This window comes from Tardiphaga sp. vice154 (assembly GCF_007018645.1).
In the GTDB taxonomy this organism is placed as follows: Bacteria; Pseudomonadota; Alphaproteobacteria; order Rhizobiales; family Xanthobacteraceae; genus Tardiphaga.
The window spans coordinates 2,803,804-2,828,392 of sequence record NZ_CP041399.1 but is presented as its reverse complement, the minus strand read 5'-3'; the positions used below and the strand labels follow the sequence as shown (position 1 = coordinate 2,828,392).

Sequence of the window (24,589 nt, the reverse complement as noted above, 5' to 3'; positions counted from 1 at the left end):
CCGGCGCTCGCGCACGCCTGCCCTGCTCGCCTCTATTTTCACAAGCTGGGCCCTGCTCGCCGCCCTCGATGCGGCAGACGCGCCGGCTTCGGCGCAGGGTTTCACCTTCAACCGGCCGCACACAAGGCCGAAGCCCGCCCCCGTCGCCCAGACCGGGCAGATGCTGGTGCAGGCTGTCGAGGTCGATTACGACTACAACAATTCCCGGATCTCCGCGGTCGGTTCCGTGCAGATGTTTTACAATGGTACCACGGTCGAGGCCGACCGGGTGGTCTACGACCAGAAGTCCAAGCGTCTGCACGCCGAAGGCAACGTCCGCATGACGGATGCCGAAGGCAAGATCACCTACGCCAACCTGCTCGACCTCAGCGACGATTACCGCGACGGTTTCGTCGATTCGCTGCGCGTCGACACGGCCGACGCCACCCGCATGGCCGCGACCCGCGCCGAGCGCACCGCCGGCAACTACACCGTGTTCCAGAACGGCGTCTACACCGCCTGCGCGGCGTGCAAGGACGATCCCAAGAAGCCGCCGCTCTGGCAGGTCAAGGGCGCCCGCATCATCCACGACCAGACCGAGAAGATGATGTATTTCGAGGACGCGCGCCTCGAATTCTTCGGCTATCCGCTGGCCTACATGCCGTATTTCTCGACGCCCGACCCGACCGTGAAGCGCAAGACCGGCTTCCTGATGCCCAGCTACACCAGCACGACGGCCAACGGCATCGGCATCGAGTCGCCGTTCTACTGGGCGATCGCGCCGGACTATGATGCGACGATTTCGCCGCGCTACACCACCAGGCAGGGTCTGCTGGTGCAGGGCGAGTTCCGGCAGCGTCTGATGGACGGCGCCTATTCGATCCGCGCCTACGGCATCAACCAGCAGGAACCCAAGGCCTATGCCGGCCAGCCCGGCGAAAAGGATTTCCGCGGCGGCGTCGAGTCCAAGGGCCAGTTCGCGATCAACGACAAGTGGATCTGGGGCTGGGACGCGGTCGCGCTGAGCGACTACACCTTCCTGCAGGATTACCGGCTGTCGCTGTACAAGGATCCCTACGCGTCCTTCCTGAACCTGCCGACCGAAGCGATTTCGCAGCTCTATCTCACCGGCGTCGGCAATCGCAGCTTCTTCGATGCGCGCACGATCTATTATCTGAGCTATTCCGGCGGACAGAGCCAGGTTCCGGTGGTGCTGCCGGTGATCGACTATGCCAATGTCATCAATCACAACATCCTCGGCGGCGAGTTCAGCTACAAGACCAACTTCACCAGCCTGACTCGTGACGGAGCCGATTTTAACGCGATTAATTCAACTGTTAATCCGACTACCAGCATTAGTGCCGGCCTTAACCCATGCAGCTTGAATTCAGCAGACGTGGCTCTGCGAACACCGGCGAATTGTCTGCTGCGCGGCACCCCCGGCACCTATACCCGGCTGTCCGCAGAGGCCGAATGGCGTCGGTCCTACACCGACTCGTTCGGACAGATTTTCACGCCGTTCGCCATCATTCGCGCCGACGCTATCAACGCGTCGATCTCCAACCAGCCGGGCGTGTCCAATTTCATCCAGACCGGCGACACCCAAGCCCTGCGGGTGATGCCGACAATCGGCATGGAGTACCGCTATCCCTTCATCAACGTGCAGCCCTGGGGCACCACGACGATCGAGCCGATCGCACAGGTCATCATCCGTCCCAACGAGACCTATGCCGGCAAGATGCCGAACGAAGATGCGCAGAGCCTGAATTTCGACGCCTCGAACCTGTTCAGCGTCAACAAGTTCTCCGGCTATGACCGCGTCGAGGGCGGCGGCCGGGCCAATGTCGGCGTCCAGGCGACCACCCAATTCGACCGCGGCGGCTCCGTCAACGTGCTGTTCGGCCAGTCCTACCAACTCTACGGCCTGAACTCCTACGCCGTGAAGGACGTTACCAATACCGGCGTCAATTCGGGACTGGAAACCACGCGCTCCGATTACGTCGCCCGGGTGAACTATTCGCCGAACCGCACCTACACCTTCTCGACCCGCGCCCGCATCGACGAGCAAACCATGAACATCCAGCGCTTCGAGGCCGAAGGCCGCGCCTCGTTCGACCGCTGGTCGGTCAGCCTGATGTATGGCAATTATGCGCCGCAGGCGGATCTGGGTTACCTGACCCGCCGCGAAGGCATTCTTGGCACCGCCTCGATCAAGCTGGCCTCGAACTGGGTGGCGACCGGCGGCGCCCGCTGGGATCTCGAAGAGAACAAAATCAACTCTTACACGATGGGCGTCGGCTATGTGGACGACTGTTTCGTGCTCGCTGTAAACTATGTGACGTCCTACAGCTACACCCAGAACCTGTCGACGCCGCCGGTGCTGAACCAGACCGTGATGCTGCAGCTCGGGCTGCGTACGCTCGGCAGTTCGACAGGCGGCAGCGGCAGCGGCGGCATTACCCAGTAACGCCGGTCCGCCGCGAATTCTCCGTTTTTTGCGCGCAAAGGCGGACCCGGTTCGCGATGATTGACACGGCGGTTTGACATGACTTCCACGATGACCCGGCGCCTTTCGAATGCCGTGATGGCTGCGACGCTGCTGCTGCTCTGCGGCACCGCGCCGCTGCTCGCCCAATCCGTCGCCGTTATGGTCAATGGCGAGGCGATCACCAATTTCGACATCGATCAGCGCACCAAACTGAGCGGACTGTCGGGCCAGCAGGTCAACCGCCAGGCCGTGATCGAGGAACTGATCAACGAGAAGGTCAAGATCAAGGAAGGCAAGAAATTCAGCGTCGATCCCGGCGCCTCCGAGGTCGAAGGCGCCTTCGCCGGCATGAGTTCGCGGATGCGGATGTCGTCGGACCAGCTGGTGGCGCAGCTCGCCACCAAGGGCATCCGGCCGGACACGCTGAAGAGCCGCCTGAAAGCCGACATGGTCTGGAACGCGCTGGTCCGCGGCCGTTTCAAGCAGAGCCTGCAGGTCAGCGAGAAAGAGGTCGATGCGCTGGTGTCGGGCACCGGCGGCGCACCCGAAGCCGAGGCGTTCGAATATCAGATGCGCCCGGTGGTGCTGGTGGTGCCGCGAGGCGCCGGTGGCGGAGCAGCAGAGTCCCGTAGCAAGGAAGCCGAAGGGCTGCGCGCCCGCATCCAGAGCTGCGACGAGGCCAACCGGACCTTCAAGTCGATGCAGAACGCCACCATCCGCGACACCGTCATCAAGACCTCTGCCGACCTGCCGCCGACCTTGCGCGAACTGCTCGACAAGACCCCGATCGGCCACCTGACGCCGCCGGAAGTCACCCGCCAGGGCGTCGAGATGGTGGCGCTGTGCTCGCGCAAGCCGACCAAGGTCGACACGCCGAAGAAGCGCGAAGTCCGCGACAAGATGTTTGCCGAGAAGTTCGAGGCCAAATCGAAGGCGTATCTACAGGAAGTCCGCAAGGGCTCGATGATCGAGTATCGCCAGCAATAATCGGCTCCGGCCGCGACCGGCTGAAGGGCCACCATGGCAACACCTCTTGCGCTCACGCTCGGCGAACCGGCTGGCATCGGCCCGGACGTCGCCATCGCAGCCTGGCTGCGCCGCCATGAGCTGGATCTTCCGCCGTTCTATCTGCTCGGCGATCCCGCCTGCATCCGGGCACGGGCGCAGTTGCTCGGCGTCGAGGTCCCGATCGCCGACGCCACGCCCGGCACCGCCGCCACCAGCTTCGCTGATGCGTTTCCAATCGTCCCCACCGGCCACGCCGTCACCGCGCAGCCGGGCCGACCGGATGCCTCCAGCGCGCCTGCCGCGATCGGCTCGATCCGCCAGGCCGTCGCCGACGTCGAGGCAGGACGCGCATCTGCCGTGGTCACCAACCCGATCGCCAAAAACGTGCTGTACCGCGCCGGCTTCCAGCATCCGGGCCACACCGAATTTCTCGCCGAACTGGCCATGCGCGACGGCCGCGTGCCGATGCCGGTCATGCTGCTGTGGTCGCCGACGCTGGCGGTGGTGCCGGTGACGATCCACGTCTCGCTGCGCGACGCCATCGAGCAGCTCACCAGCCACCTGATCACCGCGACCGCGCGCATCGTCGCCGCCGATCTGAAGTCGCGCTTCGGCATCCGCCGCCCGCGCCTCGCCATCTCCGGTCTCAACCCGCATGCCGGCGAGGACGGCACGATGGGCGACGAGGAGCAGACCATCATCCAGCACGCCATCACCGTGCTGCAGAACGAGGGCATCGACGTCACCGGCCCGCTGCCGGCCGACACCATGTTCCATCCGGCGGCGCGCGCGAAGTACGATTGCGCGATCTGCATGTATCACGACCAGGCGCTGATCCCGATCAAGACCATCGCCTTCGACGACGGCGTAAACGTCACGCTCGGCCTGCCCTTCATCCGCACCTCGCCCGACCACGGCACCGCCTTCGGCATTGCCGGCACCGGCACCGCCAATCCGTCGAGCCTGATCGCGGCCTTGAAGCTGGCTGCGCGGATGGCCGCGACGCAGCCATCATGAGCGCCATCGACGACCTGCCGCCGCTGCGCGACGTCATCGCGACATTCGACCTGTCGGCGCGCAAATCGCTCGGCCAGAATTTTCTGCTCGACCTCAACCTCACCGCCAAGATCGCCCGCGCCGCCGGTCCGCTCGAAGGCGCCACGATCATCGAGATCGGCCCCGGTCCGGGCGGCCTGACCCGCGCGCTGCTGGCGCTGGGCGCAGCCCGCGTCATCGCGGTGGAACGCGACGAGCGCGCGCTCGGGCCGTTGCAGCAGATCGCGGCGCATTATCCGGGCCGGCTCGAGATCGTGCTGGCCGACGCGTTAACCTTCGACCCGCGCCCGCTGCTCGGCGGCAGCCGCGCGAAAATCGTCGCCAACCTACCCTACAATATCGCCACGCCCCTGCTGATCGACTGGCTATGCGCCGAACCATGGCCGCCGTGGTACGACATGATGGTCCTGATGTTCCAGCGCGAGGTCGCCGAGCGCATTGTCGCGACCGAGGACGACGAGGCCTATGGCCGGCTCGGCGTGCTGTCCAACTGGCGCGCCGAGACTCGCATCCTGTTCGACATTCCGCCGACCGCCTTCGTGCCGGCGCCGAAGGTGACCTCGTCGGTAGTCCGCTTCGTGCCGCGCGCCGCGCCCGACCCCTGCGAGCGAAAGATGCTCGAACAGGTCGCCGCCGCCGCCTTCGGCCAACGTCGCAAGATGCTGCGGCAAAGCCTCAAGGCGCTGGGCGTCGATCCCGAACGCCTCGCCGCCGCGGCCGGCGTCGAAGCCACCCGGCGCGCGGAGACCGTTCCGGTGTCCGGCTTTGTTGCCATGGCGCGCGAACTGGCGGATATACGAAGGACAAAAAACAGCCCGTAGGGAGAGCTATCAATGCCGCTGATGCGCCGCCAGTCGCTGGTCAAGTTCGATGCGCCGTTGTGCGAAACCATCGTCGATACGCCGAAGCCCGTCGGCAATGAAGTTCTGGTCCGCATCGAGCGTTGCGGCTTGTGCCATTCCGACCTGCATATCCAGGACGGCTATGCCGACCTCGGCGGCGGCAAGAAGCTCGACACCACGCGCGGCATGACGCTCCCCTTTACGCTCGGCCACGAGATCGCCGGCGTCGTCGATGAAGTCGGCCCCGACGGCGACAAGGCCATGATCGGCCGCAAGGTGGCGGTCTTCCCGTGGATCGGCTGCGGCAAGTGCCGCGACTGCCTCGCCGGCGACGAGAACCTCTGCGCCCGCAACCGCTATCTCGGCGTCGCCCTCGATGGCGGCTTCGCCAGCCACGTGCTGGTGCCGGATTCCAAATACCTGCTCGACTACGATCCGCTGCCGGTCAACATGGCGGCGACGCTGATGTGCTCCGGCGTCACCGCTTATGGCGCGCTGAAGCGCCTCGTCGATCGGCCGCGCCAGCGCAACCTGCTGCTGATCGGCCTCGGCGGCGTCGGCATGATGGGCCTGGCCTTCGCGCAGGCGATGTTCAAGCAGCCGATCTCGGTCGCCGATCTCAATCCGGCGGCGCGCGAGGCGGCGCTGAAGAACGGCGCGGCGTTTGCCTATGACCCGGCCGAGCCGGATGTCGCCAAGCGCATGGTCAAGGAGAACGACGGCGGCTTCGACGGCGTGATCGATTTCGCCGGCAACGACAGATCGATGGGCTTTGCGGTCTCGACGGTGGCGCGCGGCGGCAAGATCGTGGTGTCCGGCCTGATGGGCGGCAACTTCTCGCTGCCGATGGTGCAGTGGATCTACAAGCGCATGACCATCGAAGGCTTCATGGTCGGCACGCTGGCCGAAGCGCGCGAGTTGATGGACCTCGCTTGCGCCGGCAAGATCAAGCCGACGCCGATGAAGGAAGAGCCGATGGCCGATGCGCAGAAGTGGATCGAGGAATTGCGCGCCGGACATGTGGTCGGCCGCGTGGTGCTGACGAATTGATCCTCTGTAGCCCGGATGACAATCCGGGGTCGGCCCATCCATTGAGGGGCTGTTTCCCCGGATTTCATCATCCCGCCGCTGACGCGGCGAACGGATTTCATCCGGGCTACATCAGAGTTGCTGCCTCAGCTTCTGCACGAAATCCGTGACGCCGACCTGGCGGTCCAGCTTCAGCTGCTCGGCGCGCAGGATCGACTTCACCGATTCAAACGCGATGCCGATATTGTCGTTGATGACGATGTAGTCGTAGGCGTCGAAATGGCTCATTTCGTCGCCGGCCTTCTTCATGCGACCGCGGATCACCTCGTCGGAATCCTGCGCGCGGGTGTGCAGCCGCTGCTCCAGCGCCTGCACCGAGGGCGGCAGGATGAACACGCTGACGACGTCCGTCGGCGCGCGACCGCGCAATTGCTGCGTGCCCTGCCAGTCGATATCGAACAGCACGTTGCGGCCGGCGGCCAGCGCCGCCTCGACCGGCGCCCGCGGCGTGCCGTAGCAATTGTCGAACACCCGCGCCCATTCCAGCAGTTCGTCCTGCGCGACCATCTCGTCGAACCGCTTCTGGTCGACGAAGTAATAGTCGCGGCCTTCCTCCTCGCCGGGACGCATCGGCCGCGTCGTCACCGACACCGACATCTTCAGTTCGGGAATTTCCGCAATCAGCATCCGCGTCAGCGTGGTCTTGCCGGCGCCGGACGGCGACGACAGCACGAACATCAGGCCGCGGCGTTCGACGCCTTCGAAGACGGGGTTGTTGGAATTGGTCATTCGAGGTTCTGAACCTGTTCGCGGAATTGCTCGACGACGTTCTTCATCTCGAGGCCGGTGTTGGTGAGTTCGATGTCGTTGGACTTCGAGCAGCAGGTGTTGACCTCGCGGTTGAACTCCTGCGCCAGGAAGTCGAGCCTGCGCCCGACCGCTCCGCCCTTGCCGATCATCTCGCGCGCCTGCGAGATGTGCGAGGCAATGCGGTCGAGCTCCTCGCGGATGTCGGCCTTTGCCGCCATCATCAACGCTTCCTGGTTGAGCCGGTCGGAGTCGAAACGGTCCGAGGTTTCCAACAGGGCCGCGATCTGCTCGGCCAGGCGCGCGCGGATCGCCTCCGGCTTGCGGCCAGGTGCGGCTTCCGCCTTGTTCGCCAGCGTCTCGATCTCGTGCATGCGCTGCGTCAGGATCTCGCCGAGCGTGGCCCCCTCGCGCTGGCGCATCGCCACCAGCGCGGCCAGCGCCTCCTCGAAGGAAGCGGCCACCGCGATCTTGGCGGCCTTTTCCTCTTCCTCGTCGGCTTCCGGCTCGACCACTTCGATCACGCCCTTGATCGCCATCAGCCCGTCGACCGAGGGCGCCACGGCGTCTATCTTGCCGGCTAGGTCGGCGGCGATCCGCAGGATCGAATTGAGCACGTCCTCGTTTACCCGCACGGTGGACAGCGCGTTGCCGCGCTTCACGGTGAGGTTGGCGTAGACGGTGCCGCGCGAAAGCAGTTCCGTGGCGCGCTTGCGGGCGATGGTCTCGATCTCGTCCCAGCCCGGCGGCAGCCGCATCCGCAGGTCAAAGCCCTTGGCATTGACGGATTTCAATTCCCACTCGAAGGCATAAGGCCCCGAAGTGCCGTGGCTTCGCGCAAAGCCGGTCATGCTCGACAGCGCCATTGCGTCATGTCTCCGAAAATTCAGGCGGGATTCGCTGAACGCGACCCCGCACAGGTTAGAGCCTTTTCAGCCCGAAACGAAGTCGGCCCGATCAAGCGCGTCGCCGGGCGGCAACGTTATTGTTGGACCACCGGCGGTGTCGTGGTGGTCTGCGCCGCGCCCTGACGGGCCGCCGGCGCGCCATTGCGGACGCGCTGCTTGGCCGGCGCGACAGGCCGGGTCGGCGTCGTCCCGGTCGCGCCGCTGGCGTCGGCAGGCGCGGCGGCGGCGGCCGGTGCGGCTGCGTCTTCCGGCGGCTCGACGGCGTCGTTCTGCAGCGCCTTCTCCATCGCGCGCAGCTTCACCACGTTCTTCTGGTGGGCGTCGTAGGTTTCCGTGAACGTATGGCCGCCGGTGCCGTCGACGACGAAGAACAGGTCGCGGGTGCGCGCCGGGTTGGCGGTGGCTTCCAGCGAGGCGCGGCCGGGATTGGCGATCGGGCCCGGCGGCAGGCCGTCGACGACATAGGTGTTGTAGGGCGACGGCTGGGTGATTTCGCTGCGCTTGATCGGGCGGCCCAGCGTGCCCTTGCCGCCGACGATGCCGTAGATGATCGTGGGGTCGGACTGCAGCTTCATCTTCTGGCGCAGGCGATTGACGAACACCGAAGCGACGCGGCTGCGCTCGTCCGCCTTGCCGGTTTCCTTCTCGACGATGGAGGCCAGCGTCACCAGTTGCTCCGGCGTCTTGACCGGAATGTCGGCGTTGCGGCGCTCCCAGATCTCGCCGAGCACGCGCTTTTGCGCCTGCTGCATGCGCTGGATCACCTGGTCGCGCGGCGTGCCGCGCGGGAATTTATAGGTCTCCGGCAACAGCGTGCCCTCGCGCGGCATTTCGCGCACCGAACCGGTGAAGATCTCGTTTTCTGTCAAACGGGCGACGATCTGCTCGGAGGTCAGGCCTTCGGGAATGGTCACCGAATGCTGCACCACCTTGCCCTCGACGATGGTGCCGATGACGTCGCGCAGATTGGCGTTCTTCTGGAACAAATATTCGCCAGGCTTCAATTCGGAGCTGGCCTTGAGCGCAAACACAGAGCCGATGAACACCCAGCGGCTGGCATTGATCACGCCTTCGCTTTGCAGCTTCTCGGCGATGTCGCCCTTGCCGGCGCGGGCCGGGATGTTGACGACCTTGTCTTCCTTGAGGGGGCCGGGTGCTTCCAGCGCCTGGCGGCCGTAGACATACACGCCCCCCGCCCCGATCATCGCGACGATGATGATGGTGATGATGGCGTTGCCGGCCACCACGAACGGGTTGCGCGCGCTGTCGGAGCGCTTCGGCGGCGGCGGTACCTGCTCCGGCTCCAGCGCGGCGCGCGGGCTCCTCGGCGAAATGGGCGGCCTCTCACTCATCGATACAACCTGATCCTGTCGGTTCAGTGCGGACGGGGACGAACCGAACCCGTCAGTAGCACGCGCCGGAAGTAGGAATTAGAGCGGAATGCGGCGAAACGGTGGAGCCTGCTAACTGACCCGCTGCAGGATCAACGAGGCGTTTGTCCCGCCGAACCCGAACGAGTTCGACAGCGCAACATTGATCTCCCGCTTGCGTGCCTTCAGCGGCACCAGGTCGATCGCCGTCTCCACCGACGGATTGTCGAGATTGATGGTCGGCGGTGCGACGTTATCCCGAATCGCCAGCAGGCAGAAGATGGCCTCGACCGCACCGGCTGCGCCAAGCAGATGGCCGATCGACGATTTGGTCGACGACATCGAGACCTTGGAGGCGGCATTGCCGAGCAGGCGCAGCGCAGCCCCCAGTTCGATCTCGTCGCCGACCGGGGTCGAGGTGCCGTGGGCGTTGATGTAATCGATGTCGGCGGCGGTGATTCCGGCGCGCTTCATGGCAGCGCCCATGCTGCGGAACGCACCATCGCCATCGGGCGTCGGAGAGGTAATGTGATAGGCGTCGCCGGACATGCCGTAGCCGATGATTTCGCCGTGGATCCGCGCGCCGCGCGCTTTGGCGTGCTCGTACTCTTCCAGCACAACCACGCCGGCGCCCTCGCCCATGACGAAACCGTCGCGATCCTTGTCGTAGGGACGTGACGCCCGGGTCGGATCGTCGTTGAAGCCGCTGGACAGCGTCCGCGCCGCGCAGAAACCCGCCATCGCAAGACGGCTGATCGGCGATTCGGTGCCGCCGGCGACCATCACGTCGGCATCGCCGAGCGCGATCAGGCGGCTGGCGTCGCCGATCGCATGCGCGCCGGTCGAACATGCCGTCACGACAGAATGATTGGGGCCCTTGAGGCCGTGCGCGATCGAGACATAGCCCGACGCCAGATTGATCAGGCGGCCGGGAATGAAGAACGGCGACACTTTGCGCGGGCCGCGCTCCTTGAGGAGCAACGCGGTGTCGGCGATTCCCGACAGGCCGCCGATGCCGGAGCCGATCATGGTGCCGGTGGCGCACTTTTGTTCTTCGGTCTCGGGATGCCAGTTGGCGTCGTCCAGGGCCTGCTTGGCGGCGCACATCGCATAGATGATGAAATCGTCGACCTTGCGCTGGTCTTTCGGCTCCATCCATTGGTCGGGATTGAAGGTGCCATTGGTGCCGTCGCCGCGCGGAATCACGCAGGCGATCTGGCTGGTCAGATCGGAAACGTCGAACGTGTCGATACGCTTGGCACCGCTTTCGCCATTCAGAATCCGCTTCCAGGTCGGCTCGACGCCGCAGCCCAGGGGCGACACCATGCCTAGGCCCGTGACGACCACCCGCCTCATCGACAATCCTCCCACCAAAGCCTGTTCGTCACAGCAAGAAGCCGGTGGACCGCGGTCGCGATCCGTCCGGCTTCAAATGTGTCGCACCAAGGCGTCAGCTTTTTGCGTTCTTCTCAAGAAATTTGGTGGCGTCGCCGACGGTCAGGATCGTTTCGGCGGCGTCGTCCGGGATTTCACAACCGAACTCTTCTTCGAAAGCCATCACGAGCTCGACAGTATCGAGACTGTCAGCGCCGAGATCATCGATGAAGCTCGCGGCATCAACAACCTTCTCGGGTTCAACACCAAGGTGTTCGACCACGATCTTCTTAACTCGCTCGCCAATCTCGCTCATCGTTAAACCTCGTGCTTGTTTTCAATAGGCTCGTCCGTAGACGATACGAGCCATCGTGGAGCGTAAACTCGTTAGAACCTGCGCAGCTGCGCTGATCTGGAATGGGCTTCGTCGTCCCGGACGAAGCCTCGCGAAACGGCAGGCTCGACCCCGCCAATATACAGGGTTTCAAAATCCTGCAATGGCCTTCTTTATCCTACCGTTGGTGCTTCGGTTACCATACTTCCCGAGCCTTGACCACACGGGCGAAAGCGGCGTCGTACCTTGTCCCGTCTTCCGTCAAATTATATCCAACGGGTTCCAAGTCGCTCAAATCATGGCCATTCCGCCGTTGACGTGAATCGTCTGCCCGGTGACATAGGCAGCCTCGTTGGAGGCCAGGTACACCGCAGCCGCCGCAATGTCTTCCGGCGTGCCGAGACGCCCTGCAGGCACCCTGGTCAGAATCGTTTCGCGCTGCTTCTCGTTCAGCGCATCCGTCATCGGCGTGGCGATGAAGCCCGGCGCGATGCAGTTGGCGGTGACGTTGCGCTTGGCATATTCCGCGCCGAGCGTCTTGATCATGCCGATCAGGCCGGCCTTGGCCGCGGTGTAGTTGCCCTGCCCGGGATTGCCGGTGACGCCGACCACCGAGGTGATGGCGATGATGCGGCCGAACCGCTTGCGCATCATCAGCTTGGTGGCGGCGCGTGCCAGCCGGAAGGTCGCGGTCAGGTTGACGTTGATGACGTCGTCCCAGTCCTCGTCCTTGAGCTGCACGAACAGATTGTCGCGGGTTATTCCGGCATTGCTGACCAGGATGTCGAGCTGGCCCATCGCGGCTTCCGCCTGGGGCACCAGCGCCTCGACCTCGGCCGCATCCGACAGGTTACAGGGAAGCAAATGAGTGCGGTCGCCGAGCTTGGCGGCCAGCGCCTCCAGCACCTCGCGGCGGGTGCCGGACAGCGCCACGGTGGCCCCCTGCGCGTGCAGGGCGGCGGCGATTGCGCCGCCGATGCCGCCGGTCGCGCCGGTCACCAGCGCCGTCCTGCCTGTCAGATCAAACATCATCGTCTCCTTGCAGCCTTTTCAGGCCCGGTCGCACCGGGGTGCGCCGCGCCAAGATCAATGCGCGGTTTGCAGCAAGCGGGCGCACCGCGTCAATGACCTCCGGCGATCGCCGCCCCCGCCCATTGCGGGCCATATGCCGACCATCCGCGGCGTTCAGACCCGGGAGGCGGCGACCGCCTCGGTGGCCGCGGCGATATCGGCGGGTCCGCCGACCGCGGTGCCGACCGCGCCCTCGGCAATGCGTTTGACGAGGCCGGTCAATACCTTGCCGGAGCCGATCTCGAGGAAACGGGTGACGCCGTGCGACGCCATATAGAGCACGCATTCGCGCCAGCGGACGGTGCCGGTGACCTGTTCGACCAGCCGCTGACGGATCTCGGCGGGATCGCTGATAGCCGACGCCAGCACATTGGAGACCAGCGGAACCACCGGCGCCTGAATCGTCACATTGGCCAGCGCCGCGGCCATCGCGTCGGCGGCGGGCTGCATCAGACGGCAGTGAAACGGCGCCGACACCGGCAGCAGCATCGCGCGCTTGGCGCCGTGGGCCTTGGCAATCTCCAGCGCGCGCTCGACCGCGGCCTTGTCGCCGGACACCACCACCTGGCCGCCGCCATTGTCATTGGCGGCGTGACAGACGTCGCCCTGCGCGGCTTCCTCCGCGACGGCCAACGCCGCCTCATAGTCGAGGCCCAGCAGCGCCGCCATCGCGCCGACGCCGACCGGCACCGCCTTCTGCATGGCGAGCCCGCGGGTGCGCAGCAGCCGTGCCGCATCCGAAATCGACAGGCTGCCGGCGGCGGCCAGCGCCGAATATTCGCCGAGCGAATGGCCGGCCACGAACGCCGCATCGCGGGCCAGCGAAATGCCGGCTTCAGCCTCGAGCACCCGCATCGTCGCCAGCGACACCGCCATCAAGGCCGGCTGAGCGTTTTCGGTGAGCTGCAGGGTCTCGGCCGGGCCGTCCCAGATAATGGACGTCAGCTTCTCGCCGAGCGCCGAATCGACCTCCTCAAAAACCGCACGCGCCGCAGGAAAGGCATCGGCCAGTGTCTTGCCCATGCCGACGACCTGGGAGCCCTGCCCTGGAAAGGTGAATGCTGCGGTCATGAAATCCCCCCGAACGACGTAAAGTTGCGCCGTAAGACACCGGGCGAGGCCGCGCTGTCAAGCCGCCGGCAGGCCAGCCCGCTTCAGCCTGCCGCTGTCATCCCGTCGGAATTTACCGGCCGTGAATGCATCGCCGCCGGGGCATCAACCAAAGAAACAAGGCCATGCAGTTTTTTGCAGCGCCGGACGTTAGCCGTTAATGTATGTCGCATAACGGGCAGAACGCATGATGCCGACGTAGCGAAAGAAGCTAATGAACATCGTCAAGGTTCCACCGCCGCTTGCCGATGAAGGCTTGGGACTCTTGCACCGCAATCTTAACTGGCTGTTGAGCGGGACCGATGCGCGATCGGCCGAAGTGCATGCGCAGTTGCTGCAACACGTGCAGCTCAGCCAGTCCACGCTGGTCATATTGACCCTGCTTTGGCCGACGTTGTGGATCTGTGTCCGCAGGCCTACCCGGCCGATCTTCCGGATACGACCATCCGGGTGACCTCCTGAGCCGGCTTTCCCTTGCCATTTCGTTGGAATCCCGTATAAGCCCCCGATCCGCAGACCCCGGCCGGGAGCTGAACGGACGGCCTCAGCAATTTAACGTTCGAATTGATGTGGCAGGGCCAGTTGGCCCGTCGTCCCGTGCTTCCGCCTTCTGAGCAATATCGAGTCCTTTCCAAGAGGGTTCGAAGGGCTTGCCGCCGGGCGACGCGCTAACAAGGAAAGGACGCCCATGGCTCTCTACGAGCATGTATTTCTCGCGCGCCAGGACGCGAGCGCCCAGCAGGTCGAGGACCTCACGGCACAGATGACCGCGATCGTCGAAGGTACCGGCGGCAAGGTCGTGAAGATGGAAAACTGGGGCGTTCGCTCCCTGACCTATCGCATGAACAAGAACCGCAAGGCGCACTTCGTTCTGATGAACATCGATGCCCCGTCGGCGGCGATCACCGAGATCGAGCGCCAGGAGCGCATTTCGGAAGACGTCATCCGCTATCTGACCATCCGCGTCGAAGAGCACGAGGAAGGCCCGTCGGCGATGATGCGCAAGGCCGATCGCGATCGTGATCGCGACGACCGTGGCGGCGGTTTCCGTGGCGACCGCGAAGGCGGTGGTTTCCGTGGCGATCGTGAAGCCGGTGGCTTCCGTGGTGATCGCGGCCCGCGTCGTCCCCGTGACGACGAAGGCGCAACTGCATCGGTTGAGGAGTAAGAATCATGGCTGAAGCTGGTGCACGCCGTCCGTTTTTCCGCCGTCGCAAGACCTGCCCGTTCACGGGTCCGAACGCGCCGAAGATCGACTACAAGGATTCCAAGCTGTTGATGCGTTACGTTTCCGAGCGCGGCAAGATCGTGCCGAGCCGCATCACCGCCGTCTCCGCCAAGAAGCAGCGTGAACTCGCCCGCGCCATCAAGCGCTCGCGTTTCCTCGGTCTGCTGCCCTACGTCATCAAGTAAAATCAGCCCACGGCACCCGTGCCGCGGCTGGATTGATCAAAACGATTGCAGCCCGCGACATTCCTGTCGCGGGCTGTTTCTTTTTCAGGCCTGCCGCGTTGTTCAGTTCCGGCCGCCTGATCGACGCGACCTCTTCCGACGGAGATATCCGATTTTTCATCTCATTTTCGGCCTGCCCTGGCTTGTCGTGGTCACCCGCTTCCTGTGGCCGCTGCAGCTGCCGCTCGCGGCCAAGCTCGCCGCCGCCGTCCTGCTGCTGATCGCCGCGCAATATCATCTGTGGAGCCGGCTCTCCTCGGGCTCGGTGTTCGCGCCCGAATTCCCGCGCGCCGTGGTGATGCTGTTCAACTGGGCGTTTGGCGCCATCGTGCTTCTGGCGGCGATGCAAGTGTTGCTTGACGTCGCCACGCTGCTGGCGATGCTGGTGCACAGCGGCGTGCACGTGCCGGACGGCGTCCGCTATACGATGGCTGCCGTCGTCGCCGTGCTCGCCGCGATAGGCGTCCACCAGGCGACCCGGGTGCCTGACCTCAAGGACGTCGAGATCGCCATTCCAGATCTGCCTCGCAGTTCGACGGCTACACGATGCTGCAACTGACCGACCTTCACATCAGCCGGCTGTTCCCAGCGAAATGGACGCGTGCGGTGGTCGACAAATCCAATGCGCTGGATGCCGATCTGATCGTCATTACCGGCGACCTGATCGACGGCAGCCTTGCCATCCGCCGCGACGACGTCGAACCGTTGCGCGACCTGCGGGCCAAGGACGGTGTCTACGCGATCCCCGGCAACCACGAATATTTCTTCAGCTATCGCCCATGGATGACGCACTTCGCTGGAATGGGCATGCGGATCCTTGAAAATGGCCATGCGCTTCTCGACCGCGACGGCAGTCGACTGGTTCTCGCCGGCGTCACCGACGCCTCGGCGCCGGCGACCGGAAACCCGGCGCCGGACCTGACTGCCGCGATCAGGGGCGCGCCAGCCGGCGTGCCCGTCATTCTGCTCGACCATCAACCCAGAAATGCCCGGCATGCCGCAGCCGCCGGTGTCGCGCTACAACTCTCCGGCCATACCCACGGCGGCATGGTCAGCGGCCTCGATCGCCTCGCCGCGCGCGCCAACGCCGGTTACATCTCCGGCCGCTACGACGTCGAGGGCATGACGCTGTACGTCAACAACGGCACCGCGCTATGGCCGGGGTTTGCCCTGCGGCTGGGACGCCCTTCGGAGCTGACCAGGATCACACTACGTCAAGTCTCGGGCCCCTTGATGAGTTCTCGCTTACTCGACCGTTGATTCCGGCCCTGCAATGGCCTAGAAGGCGTCCACGCGGTGGATGCATATGCCAACCGCATACTCAAATAGTTGGTCACGCTGCGGAATTTCCGTTGACGTCGATCTAACCGCTCAAAGGGGGCGGGACAGCGCATGCTTACCACCTTCCTGATCGCGCTTTCCGCGGGCGCTGCGTCCGCGCTGATGTTCGCCTCGCTGTTGTCGGGCTCGCTGATCGCTATCCCCCTGTTCTATTTTTCGCCGCTGCCGTTGGTGGTGGCGGGCCTCGGCTGGGGCCCGGTCGCCGCCTCGATCGGCGGCATCATGGCCGCCACCGGCCTTGGCCTCTTGTTCGGCATGTCGTTTCTCGCCGTGTTCGTCGTGACCGTCGCACTGCCGGCGTGGTGGCTTGGCCATCTCGCGCTGCTCGGCCGCCGCGTTGCCGCCGTCCCCGCCGCCAATGGCACGCCGGCCACCGCCCCGGTCATCGAATGGTATCCGGTCGGCCGCCTGCTGCTGTGGGTCGCGGGCTTTGCCGCGCTGACCACGATGGGCGCCCTTCTCACGCTCGGTTCCGACAGCGCCGCCATCCACGACGCGCTGCGCCCGATGCTGGTGCGCATCATGCAGGCCTCCGACGTGCCGTCCAGCGACCGCAACGTCGCGGCTACCCTGGCCATGGCGCCGGCCGCTGCCGCCCTTGTTGCGATCATGACGCTGACGCTCAATTTGTGGGTCGCCGGCCGCATCACCGCAACGTCCGGCCGGCTGCAGCGCTCCTGGCCCGACCTGACCACCACGGCAATGCCGCCGATGACCCTGGTGGCATTGTGCGTGGCGATCGCCCTGACCTTCCAGGATGGCCTGATCGGCATCTTCGCGATGATCGTCAGCGCCACGCTGATCATGGCCTTCGCCCTCACCGGCTTCGCCACGCTGCATATGCTGACCCGTAACCTGAAGAACCGCGCGCTGTGGCTCGGCTCGGCCTATGCGCTGGTGACCTTTCTGGTGTGGCCGATCGCCGCTTTGGTCGTGCTGGGCCTGGCCGATGCCTTCTTCGGATTTCGCGACCGCTTGGCGCAGCGGCCGCCGCCGCCCCCGGCGGCCTGATCCCCCTTCACCCAACCCGAACCTCAACCAACCAAAGGAGATTAAGATGGAAGTCATTTTGCTGGAGCGCGTCGCCAAACTTGGCCAGATGGGCGAAGTCGTCCGCGTCAAGGACGGCTATGCCCGCAACTTCCTGCTCAAGCGCAACAAGGCGCTGCGCGCCACCGCGATGAACCGCTCGAAGTTCGAAGGCATGAAGGCCGACCTCGAGGCGCGTAACCTCGTCGCCAAGGAAGAAGCCACCGTGGTTGCCGGCAAGATCGACGGTCGCAACGTCGTCGTGCTGCGTCAGGCTTCGGAAACCGGCCAGCTGTTCGGCTCGGTCACCGTGCGCGACATCATCGCGACCTTCGAGAGCGACGGCGTCACCTTCGCACGCAGCCAGGTGCTGCTCGACGCCCCGATCAAGACCATCGGCAAGCACAAGATCTCGATCGCCGTGCATCCGGAAGTCGAAGTCAGCGTCAGCGTCACGGTTGCCCGTTCGGAAGCCGAAGCCGAGCGCATCAACCGCGGCGAAGACATTTCGAGCCGTCAGGAAGACCAGGACGCTGCTGCCGAGGCACTGGCCGCCGCCGGCGAGTTCTTCGATCCCGACGCCCGCCCGAGCGACGAAGACGAAGGCGACGACAAGTAAGCGTCGCCCTTTCGCCGTCTCGACAAACAAAGAAGCCCGGCCTGATCACAGGCCGGGCTTTTTGCTGTTGGGGTCCGGGCGTCCGTTCCACGGACGCCCGGACCTGTTGCGACGTGTTATCGCGCGGCCGGCGGCACCGCATCGCCCGGCGGCGTCAGGGGTACCGGCGACAATGCGGGCTCGGTCGGGCGCGGTGCGGGCGCAGGCGCGACCGGTGCGGAAGAAGAGGGCTCGACGGCGGGCCGCGATTCCTGCTCTGGCTTCGGTTCGGGCTTGAGCTCCGGCGCCGGCTTCGGCGCCGGCGTAACCGCCGGAACCGGATCGGCCCGAAGCGGCATTGCCGGTGCGGGCTCTGGCCGGGGCTCGGGCTTCACCGGCTCGGGTCTGGTCTCCTCGACCGGACGAGCGACCGGCTTGGCGTCTTGCTTCGGCGGAGCCATTTCGGGCTTCGCATCGGCCTTCGGCGGCTCTTCCTGGCCGCGACGGTTCTTCTTGGCGGCCTTCGGCTTGCCGGGGCGAACCGGCTCGCTTTCGATCGGGACCGGGGGCTCTCCCAGCACGGCAGGCCTTGCGGCGGCCGGCGGTGCCGCTTCGGTCGGCCGGACGGCGTCGGACTTCTGGCGTTCCAGGCGCCGCGCCGCGCGTTCGGCGGCGCGCTTCTGCCGCGCCGTCATCGGCGGCTCGGCGTCCGGCCGGGCGGCTTCTTGCGGCGGCTCGGCGGGCTTGCGGCCGAAATTGAAGAACGAGGGCGATTCCGCTGCCGGCGCAGGTGCTGCGGCAGCCGGCGCGTTTTCCGGCCTTGAGTCAGGTCTTGCGTCAGGCCTTGCCTCTGGCCGAGCCTCGACCGGCCGGCGCGGGGCCACCAGATCCTGGCCCTGCCGGGTCAACCCGCCGCCGCGCGGATCGTTGGCGCCGTTGGAAATCACATAGGCCGACAGCTGCGAGGCCATGTCGGTGCTGGTCGTATAGTGCTGGCGCAGGAAGCCCGGCAGCGAACCCGGAGCGACCGACTTCAGCAGGCCGCGCGGACTCTTGTGGCAAACCGCGCAGGAGCCCGAGAAGATCTGTGAGGGCGATTTGCCGGCTTCGAGATTTTGGGCTTGGGCCGGCACTGCCGCGACGCTCAACACAAGCATCGCCGTGGCCACGCCGAGCACTCGGCTCAACATTCTAATTCTCCGAATATGGAAGCGCCGCGAATGCGGCGGAACCGTTGTATCCGAAACTCCCGCGAATGGAAGCCGGCCGAAAACTCAAACGCGTGATATGCGAGTTCTGTCTGCCGGGCATCGGGCTGCTGCTAAGAATTGCGCATCGCTGGATCAATATCGCGGGATCTGGTGAAGCGCACCGCGGCCGGAACGACGTTATTCGCGAGAAATAGCGTGCGGCGAGATCCGGAATCGGGGCTTTAATTGTGCGAAACCGACCTGGCAGGTTGCCTAACCGCGATGGAACACGGCGGGCGAACGGGAACATCCGAACTGAGAAAAACGGTTGGATGCAGATCGCGTCGTCGTCGGGCGTGCCAGCCGCGCGCGCATGGCGCGCATGGCTGAATCATCACACGGCACGTCGCTGAGCCGTTCGACGCTATCGAGCGTTTCTACGAGGCCGAAGAGCCAGTCGCGGCTGCCGTCGAACGTCGCGCGCTTTGTCTCTTGCAGAAGGGCCATCGTGCGTTCCTTGCCTGTTGCGTAACCAACCTCGCGCAACGGTCACGGTTCCTGCTGGTGTTACGAATTGTCACCGACGATGTCAGGCTGTTCCCGATGAGTGTCCGGAACGTGGCGACGGGTTCAATCGCCAAATGAAATTCTCGCCATGTGGCGGGGCACGGGCCATGAACACGCCGATCCCCGTCAAGGTTGTCTGCCGGCAACTTACGATTAATCCACACTTAATGAGCGTGGTGCATAACGCGCCAACTTCCGCTTTCCCTTCGACGTCCGATGGCGCTTTATCGCGCCGCGCCTCCATGAATGGCCGCGTAACTGACGAATTTTGAAGTAAAATCAGACATGGCCACATTCGATTCGAACAACATCGTCAAACTGACGCAGGAACCGGGCGCGCCCGCGTTCCGCACCGCACCGCATAATATCGAGGCGGAGCAGAGCGTTCTTGGCGCCATGCTGGTGAACAACGACGCCTTCTACCGGGTGTCGGACTTCCTGAAGCCCGACCATTTCTTCGAGCCGATCCACCAGACGATCTATGACACCGCCAGCAGCATCATCCGCGCCGGCAAGGTCGCCACCCCCGTGACGCTGAAGACGTTCCTGCCGGCCGACACCGACCTCGGCGGCATGACCGTCGGCCAGTACCTCGCCCGGCTGGCGGCCGAAGCCACCACCATCATTAATACCCACGACTACGGCCGCACGATCTATGAACTGGCGATCCGCCGGCAGTTGATCAATGTCGGCGAGGACATGGTCAACGTCGCCTATGACGCGCCGGTGGACTTTGCGCCGCGCGCGCAGATCGAGGACGCCGAGCGCCGGCTGTACGAGCTGGCCGAAGCCGGCCGCTACGACGGCGGCTTCCAGAAGTTCTCGCAGGCGATGAAGACCGCGCTGGACATGGCGGCCAACGCCTACCACCGCGAGGGCAAGCTGTCCGGCATCTCGACCGGCATGAAGGATCTCGACGCCCGCCTCGGCGGGTTGCAGGCGTCCGATCTCGTGGTGCTGGCCGGCCGCCCCGGCATGGGCAAGACCGCGCTGGCCACCAACATCGCCTACAATATCGCCCGTGCCTACCAGCATGAATTGCAGCCCGACGGCACCAAGAAGACCGTCAATGGCGGCATCGTCGGCTTCTTCTCCTGCGAAATGTCGGCCGAACAGCTAGCGACGCGTATTCTCGCCGAGCAGACCAACATCTCGTCCTCCAGCATCCGCCGCGGCGGCATCACGGAGCGCGACTTCGAGAAGATCCGCGACCACACCATCGAATTGCAGAACCTGCCGCTCTACGTCGACGAAACCGGCGGCCTGTCGATCTCGCAGCTCACCGCGCGCGCCCGCCGCCTGAAGCGGCAGAAGGGCCTCGACGTTATCGTGGTGGACTACATCCAGCTCTTGCAGGGCTCGGGCAAGCGCTCCGACAACCGCGTGCAGGAAGTCACCGAGATCACGACGAGCCTGAAGGCCCTGGCGAAAGAGCTGAACTGCCCGGTGATCGCGCTGTCGCAGCTGTCGCGCCAGGTCGAAAGCCGCGACGACAAGCGCCCGCAGCTCTCGGACCTCAGAGAATCCGGATCGATCGAGCAGGACGCCGACGCGGTGATCTTCGTCTACCGCGAGGAATACTACCTGCAGAACAAGGAGCCGCGCCCCGGCACCCCCGAGCACGAGAAGTGGCAGCTCGACATGTCGCTGGTACACGGCCGCGCCGAAGTCATCATTGCGAAACAGCGCCACGGCCCGACCGGCACCGTCGAACTGCAGTTCGAGGGCCAGTTTACCCGCTTCAGCGATCTGGTCGGTGAAAGCCACCTGCCCGCGCATCATGAGTAAGTTCTACGCCTAGCGAGCGGCTATCCGCCCAGAGGCCTTTCCGGGGCCGGAGATTGCGGTTATATTTGTGCCGGGTAGCTAAACGAGCGGATCGATGGTCGAACCTCCCGCAACTCCTGGTGATGTGGCAACGGCGACTGCACGGTCTCGAACAGCTGATATTCTGCCTGGCGAGTTCGGAAAATTGCAGAGCGACGCCGAATACATCAAACGCGACGTGGCCGAGTTGCGCGCTGACTCGCGCGATGTCCGCGATCGCTTGGCTCGCCTCGAAGAGCGCGTCGCGCATCTGCCGGGCAAAGGTTTCATCATCGTCGTTGTTACGACCGCTCTGGTCATCACCGGCGGCCTGATCACGATCGCCCCGAAGCTGCAGGCGCTGCTTCAATCACCCATCGCGCGCGGTTGAACCCTTTTCCCCGCGCGCCTATTGTGCGCTGCGATTGCCGGGCGTTGCTGCCATCGCGTGATCGATGCTGCGTCAGGAATGTCCATGAAGATCGTGTCGGATCCCAACCCCATCGCCGGTAACGCGGCGCTGCTCGACGCCACCGCGACCGGCGTGCTGACCATCGATCTCGATGCCATCGCGGCAAACTGGAAGAAGCTCGAGAAGCTCGGCGTGCCGGCCGAATGCGGCGCGGCGGTGAAGGCCGACGCCTATGGCTGCGGAATCGATCCCGTGGTGCGTGCGCTGACCACGGCCGGCTGCAAGACCTTCTTCGTCGCCACGCTCGAAGAGGCCCGCGCCGCCCGCGCCGCGTCAAAGGAAGCCACGATCTATCTGCTCAGTGGCTTCCTGCAAAACTCCGGCGACGCGCTGGCCGCCATCAACTGCCGCCCGGTGATCGGCGACCTGCCCGAACTCGCCGAATGGGACATTTACTGCCGGCAATCCGGCTGGCGCGGCGGCGCGGCACTGCATATCGACACCGGGATGAACCGGCTCGGCCTAAGCCTTTCCGACGCTGAAAACATCGTGCCGCGGATCGCGGCGGGCAATCACGGCATCACGCTGGTCATGACGCATCTCGCCTGCGCCGAAAACATCAAGCACCCGCTCAACGCCCGGCAGCTCGCGAATTTCCGCGCGGTCGCCGGGCGCTATGATGGCGTGCCGGCCTCTCTGGCGAATTCTTCCGGCATCTTCCTCGGCGGTTCCTATCATTTCGACCTGATGCGTCCGGGGGCCGCACTGTACGGCGTCAATCCGACACCGGAGGCCGACAATCCGATGGCGCCTGTGGTCGATCTCAAGGCCCGCATCCTGCAGATCCGCCAGGTCGAGCGCGGCGAGACCGTCGGCTACAGCGCGACCTGGACGGCGCGTCGCGCGTCGCGCATCGCGGTGGTCGCGGCCGGCTATGCTGATGGTTATCTGCGCGCCGGCGGCTCCAGCGATGGCACCCGCGGCGCCGATGTGATCGTCGCCGGGCAGCGCTGCCCGGTCGCCGGCCGCGTCTCGATGGACCTGCTCGCGGTGGATATCACCGACCTGCCCGCGGGCACCGCCCGCCGCGGGCAATGGGTGACGCTGATCGGCGACGGCATCACGGTCGATGAGCTGGCACGTCCGTTCGGAACCATCGCCTATGAGGTGCTGACCAGCCTGGGACGCCGTTACCATCGGGTCTACAAGGGCGGCGCGGCGACCTTGTAGAGAATGGCCGAACTGGTTTTCGTGACCAGGGACAGACCGTCTAAAGGCATGACGTCCGCAGGCAGGTCGGTCAGCAGGACGTAGTCGAACTTCGAGCGCCAGTTCGGGAGATAATGCGCGTCTTCCAGTTCCTTCGCCGTGTAGCTGTCCCGCCGCAGGGTTGCCCACAGCACCGGTTCCTCCAGCGGCTGCGCGATCGCCGCGTAAGCCGGCTTCACGATCAACGGCTGCTGGCTGTTGTCGGCAAACAACAAAGGCCAGGCAGCGCGCCGTTCGATCAACAGCAGGGCGGGCAAATGACCGTCCAGCCGGAAGATCGATGCCAGCGCCCGCGACGGCCGGCCGACAGCGGTCTCAACGCTAGGTCGCGCCCGGGCTGTGAGAACGCGGGCGCCGGACGGAACCGATGCAATGGCGCTGCGGAGTTCGGCGACGTCGTGCCGGTGATCGATCCAGACCCATGAAATATAGGCGCTGCGCGCGCCGATCAGGGTCGCAAGAACCACGGCGGCGACCACGGCGCGCTGCGACGTCATGCGCGGCGCGGCGCCCGCAAAGCCGACAAAGGCCAGCATCACGCAGAGCCGGGAATCGACGAAGCTGCCGCGGCCCACGGTGATCGGTGCTGCCGCGTAGATCAGCAGAAGCGCGATCATCACCAGCCCGATGCCCGGCGCGATCTCGAAATATTGCCGGTTCAACACCAGCAGGATCAGGACCGCAACAGCGGTGATGGCTGTGACAGCCATACTGTAGGTGGCGAACGGCATGAGCAATGCGCCGATCTTGTCGATGCCGCCCCAGTCGCCAAGCAGCAGCCCCTGCGAAACCGGACTGGGGAGGTACAGGCCGACCAGAGGAACGAGCACGGCGGCGGCCAGCCCCACCGTCTGCAGTACCTGTGACGTATCGAGCCTGCCCGATCGCCGCAGGTCGAACAGCCGCGTCAGTTCAAGCCCGGCCAGCATCAGCGCGAACAATACAACGCCGAAGATGTGGCTGAAGAAGATGATCGCGACCGAGACGGCGCCCACGAGCGCGGTCACCGCCACGCTGCCGCGCCGGCGCAGCGCCAGCCAGCCGGCGGCGGCGACCAGCGCCAGCCCGAGCGACAGCAGAAAATTCATGAAGCCGAGATGGAAAATCCCGTTATAGGCGATCACCCCGGACGCCAGCGGCCAGTACAGGAAGCGGCCGAAGGCCACGCGGCTGAAGACGATGACGCCGATCACCGGCGCGTACAGGCTGAGGGCCAGCAACATGCGTCCGCCGACATGGACCGGCACCACCTTGAGCAGCTCCGCACCGAGCACGTCGAACGCCAAATTGGGCAGAACACGCCAGGCCGGCGCGTAGATTTGCGAGAGTACGGGATCGTCGGGATGGGCGAGCACGAAATAGCGCGCAAGGTGGTTCGGATAGTCCAGCACCGGCGGCACATCGACGAGGAAGAACGGCACCGCCAGCACGACCGCCAGCGTCACGGCCGCGAGCCACCACAGCGTATCCTGCCGATGCGCCGGTGTCCCCGGCCCGGCGATTTCGTGAAACTCGGCCGCATCAGCCATGCAGGGCGCTCCTATCGCGC

Annotated in this window: 23 protein-coding genes and 1 pseudogene; 14 read left to right on the top strand and 10 right to left on the bottom strand. The window is 65.1% G+C overall.

From position 1 onward, the window contains the following. Nucleotides 1-22: 22 nt before the first annotated feature. From FIU28_RS13225 to FIU28_RS13205, 5 genes are all read left to right on the top strand, one after another. Nucleotides 23-2,446 (top strand): LPS-assembly protein LptD, encoded by a 2,424-nt coding sequence (locus tag FIU28_RS13225; protein WP_246660998.1) that lies wholly within the window; start codon nucleotides 23-25, stop codon nucleotides 2,444-2,446. Between the two features lie 90 nt (nucleotides 2,447-2,536). Next, nucleotides 2,537-3,454 carry a peptidylprolyl isomerase gene (locus tag FIU28_RS13220; protein ID WP_246660664.1) on the top strand — a complete coding sequence of 306 codons (918 nt, stop codon included), beginning with the start codon at nucleotides 2,537-2,539 and terminating at the stop codon, nucleotides 3,452-3,454. A gap of 33 nt (nucleotides 3,455-3,487) precedes the next feature. Then, complete coding sequence (gene pdxA, locus FIU28_RS13215) at nucleotides 3,488-4,492, top strand: 4-hydroxythreonine-4-phosphate dehydrogenase PdxA (protein ID WP_143573581.1); 1,005 nt, start codon at nucleotides 3,488-3,490, stop codon at nucleotides 4,490-4,492. Next, complete coding sequence (gene rsmA / locus FIU28_RS13210) at nucleotides 4,489-5,352, top strand: 16S rRNA (adenine(1518)-N(6)/adenine(1519)-N(6))-dimethyltransferase RsmA (RefSeq protein WP_143573579.1); 864 nt, start codon at nucleotides 4,489-4,491, stop codon at nucleotides 5,350-5,352. Before pdxA ends, rsmA begins: the two co-directional genes overlap by 4 nt. A gap of 12 nt (nucleotides 5,353-5,364) precedes the next feature. Next, nucleotides 5,365-6,423, top strand: coding sequence for an alcohol dehydrogenase (locus FIU28_RS13205; RefSeq protein WP_143573577.1), 1,059 nt, complete (start codon nucleotides 5,365-5,367; stop codon nucleotides 6,421-6,423). Between the two features lie 111 nt (nucleotides 6,424-6,534). On the opposite strand, the gene gmk is transcribed toward FIU28_RS13205, so the two are convergent. The 7 genes from gmk to fabD all read right to left on the bottom strand — a co-directional run bounded on the left by gmk (nucleotide 6,535) and on the right by fabD (nucleotide 13,337). Further along, on the bottom strand, nucleotides 6,535-7,191 hold the full coding sequence (gmk, locus tag FIU28_RS13200) for a guanylate kinase (protein ID WP_143573575.1): 657 nt from the start codon (nucleotides 7,189-7,191) through the stop codon (nucleotides 6,535-6,537). Then, nucleotides 7,188-8,075, bottom strand: a complete 888-nt coding sequence (locus FIU28_RS13195; RefSeq protein ID WP_143573573.1) for a YicC/YloC family endoribonuclease — start codon at nucleotides 8,073-8,075, stop codon at nucleotides 7,188-7,190. Before FIU28_RS13195 ends, gmk begins: the two co-directional genes overlap by 4 nt. Nucleotides 8,076-8,191: 116 nt before the next feature. Then, on the bottom strand, nucleotides 8,192-9,469 hold the full coding sequence (mltG, locus tag FIU28_RS13190; protein ID WP_143573571.1) for an endolytic transglycosylase MltG: 1,278 nt from the start codon (nucleotides 9,467-9,469) through the stop codon (nucleotides 8,192-8,194). A gap of 111 nt (nucleotides 9,470-9,580) precedes the next feature. Continuing rightward, a complete protein-coding gene (fabF, locus tag FIU28_RS13185; protein ID WP_143573569.1) occupies nucleotides 9,581-10,843 on the bottom strand; it encodes a beta-ketoacyl-ACP synthase II in 1,263 nt (420 codons plus the stop codon). Between the two features lie 94 nt (nucleotides 10,844-10,937). Then, nucleotides 10,938-11,177 (bottom strand): acyl carrier protein, encoded by a 240-nt coding sequence (locus tag FIU28_RS13180; RefSeq protein ID WP_006020277.1) that lies wholly within the window; start codon nucleotides 11,175-11,177, stop codon nucleotides 10,938-10,940. 309 nt (nucleotides 11,178-11,486) lie between these two features. Next, nucleotides 11,487-12,224: a 3-oxoacyl-[acyl-carrier-protein] reductase gene (gene fabG / locus FIU28_RS13175; RefSeq protein WP_143573567.1), complete on the bottom strand. Its 738-nt coding sequence runs from the start codon at nucleotides 12,222-12,224 to the stop codon at nucleotides 11,487-11,489. Between the two features lie 156 nt (nucleotides 12,225-12,380). Further along, the gene (gene fabD, locus FIU28_RS13170) at nucleotides 12,381-13,337 is read right to left on the bottom strand and encodes an ACP S-malonyltransferase (protein ID WP_143573566.1); all 957 of its coding nucleotides are present in this window, start codon (nucleotides 13,335-13,337) and stop codon (nucleotides 12,381-12,383) included. Between the two features lie 253 nt (nucleotides 13,338-13,590). Here fabD and FIU28_RS13165 point away from each other — a divergent pair, with 253 nt between their 5' ends. The 6 genes and pseudogenes from FIU28_RS13165 (at nucleotide 13,591) to rplI (ending at nucleotide 17,817) form a co-directional block, all read left to right on the top strand. Then, nucleotides 13,591-13,830: a hypothetical protein gene (locus FIU28_RS13165; RefSeq protein WP_143573564.1), complete on the top strand. Its 240-nt coding sequence runs from the start codon at nucleotides 13,591-13,593 to the stop codon at nucleotides 13,828-13,830. Between the two features lie 234 nt (nucleotides 13,831-14,064). Then, the gene (gene rpsF, locus FIU28_RS13160) at nucleotides 14,065-14,544 is read left to right on the top strand and encodes a 30S ribosomal protein S6 (RefSeq protein WP_143573562.1); all 480 of its coding nucleotides are present in this window, start codon (nucleotides 14,065-14,067) and stop codon (nucleotides 14,542-14,544) included. A gap of 5 nt (nucleotides 14,545-14,549) precedes the next feature. Continuing rightward, nucleotides 14,550-14,789 (top strand): 30S ribosomal protein S18, encoded by a 240-nt coding sequence (gene rpsR, locus FIU28_RS13155; protein ID WP_143573560.1) that lies wholly within the window; start codon nucleotides 14,550-14,552, stop codon nucleotides 14,787-14,789. A 151-nt stretch (nucleotides 14,790-14,940) separates the two neighbouring features. Next, a pseudogene (locus tag FIU28_RS13150) lies at nucleotides 14,941-16,088 on the top strand (metallophosphoesterase). Between the two features lie 132 nt (nucleotides 16,089-16,220). Further along, nucleotides 16,221-17,180, top strand: coding sequence for a hypothetical protein (locus FIU28_RS13145; RefSeq protein ID WP_143573558.1), 960 nt, complete (start codon nucleotides 16,221-16,223; stop codon nucleotides 17,178-17,180). A 46-nt stretch (nucleotides 17,181-17,226) separates the two neighbouring features. After that, nucleotides 17,227-17,817, top strand: coding sequence for a 50S ribosomal protein L9 (rplI, locus tag FIU28_RS13140; RefSeq protein ID WP_143573556.1), 591 nt, complete (start codon nucleotides 17,227-17,229; stop codon nucleotides 17,815-17,817). Nucleotides 17,818-17,933: 116 nt separating this feature from the next. On the opposite strand, the gene FIU28_RS13135 is transcribed toward rplI, so the two are convergent. Both FIU28_RS13135 and FIU28_RS13130 read right to left on the bottom strand, forming a co-directional pair. Then, nucleotides 17,934-18,986 (bottom strand): hypothetical protein, encoded by a 1,053-nt coding sequence (locus FIU28_RS13135; RefSeq protein WP_143573555.1) that lies wholly within the window; start codon nucleotides 18,984-18,986, stop codon nucleotides 17,934-17,936. A 273-nt stretch (nucleotides 18,987-19,259) separates the two neighbouring features. Further along, nucleotides 19,260-19,493, bottom strand: a complete 234-nt coding sequence (locus FIU28_RS13130; protein WP_143573553.1) for a hypothetical protein — start codon at nucleotides 19,491-19,493, stop codon at nucleotides 19,260-19,262. A gap of 345 nt (nucleotides 19,494-19,838) precedes the next feature. Between FIU28_RS13130 and FIU28_RS13125 the strand changes: the two genes are divergently transcribed. From FIU28_RS13125 to alr, 3 genes are all read left to right on the top strand, one after another. Next, on the top strand, nucleotides 19,839-21,341 hold the full coding sequence (locus FIU28_RS13125; protein WP_143573551.1) for a replicative DNA helicase: 1,503 nt from the start codon (nucleotides 19,839-19,841) through the stop codon (nucleotides 21,339-21,341). 94 nt (nucleotides 21,342-21,435) lie between these two features. Further along, entirely contained in the window at nucleotides 21,436-21,750 is a 315-nt protein-coding gene (locus FIU28_RS13120) for a hypothetical protein (RefSeq protein ID WP_143573549.1), read from the top strand. An 84-nt stretch (nucleotides 21,751-21,834) separates the two neighbouring features. Continuing rightward, nucleotides 21,835-23,001, top strand: a complete 1,167-nt coding sequence (gene alr / locus FIU28_RS13115; protein ID WP_143573547.1) for an alanine racemase — start codon at nucleotides 21,835-21,837, stop codon at nucleotides 22,999-23,001. On the opposite strand, the gene FIU28_RS13110 is transcribed toward alr, so the two are convergent. After that, nucleotides 22,974-24,569 (bottom strand): hypothetical protein, encoded by a 1,596-nt coding sequence (locus tag FIU28_RS13110; protein ID WP_246660959.1) that lies wholly within the window; start codon nucleotides 24,567-24,569, stop codon nucleotides 22,974-22,976. The two genes, alr and FIU28_RS13110, sit on opposite strands and share 28 nt — an antisense overlap. Between the last annotated feature and the right edge of the window lie 20 nt (nucleotides 24,570-24,589).

Bases quoted from the DNA above. Each gene is read 5' to 3' on its own strand.
- FIU28_RS13220 (WP_246660664.1), top strand. From the start codon at position 2,537: ATGACCCGGCGCCTTTCGAATGCCGTGATGGCTGCGACGCTGCTGCTG.
- pdxA (WP_143573581.1), top strand. From the start codon at position 3,488: ATGGCAACACCTCTTGCGCTCACGCTCGGCGAACCGGCTGGCATCGGC.
- rsmA (WP_143573579.1), top strand. From the start codon at position 4,489: ATGAGCGCCATCGACGACCTGCCGCCGCTGCGCGACGTCATCGCGACA.
- FIU28_RS13205 (WP_143573577.1), top strand. From the start codon at position 5,365: ATGCCGCTGATGCGCCGCCAGTCGCTGGTCAAGTTCGATGCGCCGTTG.
- gmk (WP_143573575.1), bottom strand. From the start codon at position 7,191: ATGACCAATTCCAACAACCCCGTCTTCGAAGGCGTCGAACGCCGCGGC.
- FIU28_RS13195 (WP_143573573.1), bottom strand. From the start codon at position 8,075: ATGGCGCTGTCGAGCATGACCGGCTTTGCGCGAAGCCACGGCACTTCG.
- mltG (WP_143573571.1), bottom strand. From the start codon at position 9,469: ATGAGTGAGAGGCCGCCCATTTCGCCGAGGAGCCCGCGCGCCGCGCTG.
- fabF (WP_143573569.1), bottom strand. From the start codon at position 10,843: ATGAGGCGGGTGGTCGTCACGGGCCTAGGCATGGTGTCGCCCCTGGGC.
- FIU28_RS13180 (WP_006020277.1), bottom strand. From the start codon at position 11,177: ATGAGCGAGATTGGCGAGCGAGTTAAGAAGATCGTGGTCGAACACCTT.
- fabG (WP_143573567.1), bottom strand. From the start codon at position 12,224: ATGTTTGATCTGACAGGCAGGACGGCGCTGGTGACCGGCGCGACCGGC.
- fabD (WP_143573566.1), bottom strand. From the start codon at position 13,337: ATGACCGCAGCATTCACCTTTCCAGGGCAGGGCTCCCAGGTCGTCGGC.
- FIU28_RS13165 (WP_143573564.1), top strand. From the start codon at position 13,591: ATGAACATCGTCAAGGTTCCACCGCCGCTTGCCGATGAAGGCTTGGGA.
- rpsF (WP_143573562.1), top strand. From the start codon at position 14,065: ATGGCTCTCTACGAGCATGTATTTCTCGCGCGCCAGGACGCGAGCGCC.
- rpsR (WP_143573560.1), top strand. From the start codon at position 14,550: ATGGCTGAAGCTGGTGCACGCCGTCCGTTTTTCCGCCGTCGCAAGACC.
- FIU28_RS13145 (WP_143573558.1), top strand. From the start codon at position 16,221: ATGCTTACCACCTTCCTGATCGCGCTTTCCGCGGGCGCTGCGTCCGCG.
- rplI (WP_143573556.1), top strand. From the start codon at position 17,227: ATGGAAGTCATTTTGCTGGAGCGCGTCGCCAAACTTGGCCAGATGGGC.
- FIU28_RS13135 (WP_143573555.1), bottom strand. From the start codon at position 18,986: ATGTTGAGCCGAGTGCTCGGCGTGGCCACGGCGATGCTTGTGTTGAGC.
- FIU28_RS13130 (WP_143573553.1), bottom strand. From the start codon at position 19,493: ATGGCCCTTCTGCAAGAGACAAAGCGCGCGACGTTCGACGGCAGCCGC.
- FIU28_RS13125 (WP_143573551.1), top strand. From the start codon at position 19,839: ATGGCCACATTCGATTCGAACAACATCGTCAAACTGACGCAGGAACCG.
- FIU28_RS13120 (WP_143573549.1), top strand. From the start codon at position 21,436: ATGGTCGAACCTCCCGCAACTCCTGGTGATGTGGCAACGGCGACTGCA.
- alr (WP_143573547.1), top strand. From the start codon at position 21,835: ATGAAGATCGTGTCGGATCCCAACCCCATCGCCGGTAACGCGGCGCTG.
- FIU28_RS13110 (WP_246660959.1), bottom strand. From the start codon at position 24,569: ATGGCTGATGCGGCCGAGTTTCACGAAATCGCCGGGCCGGGGACACCG.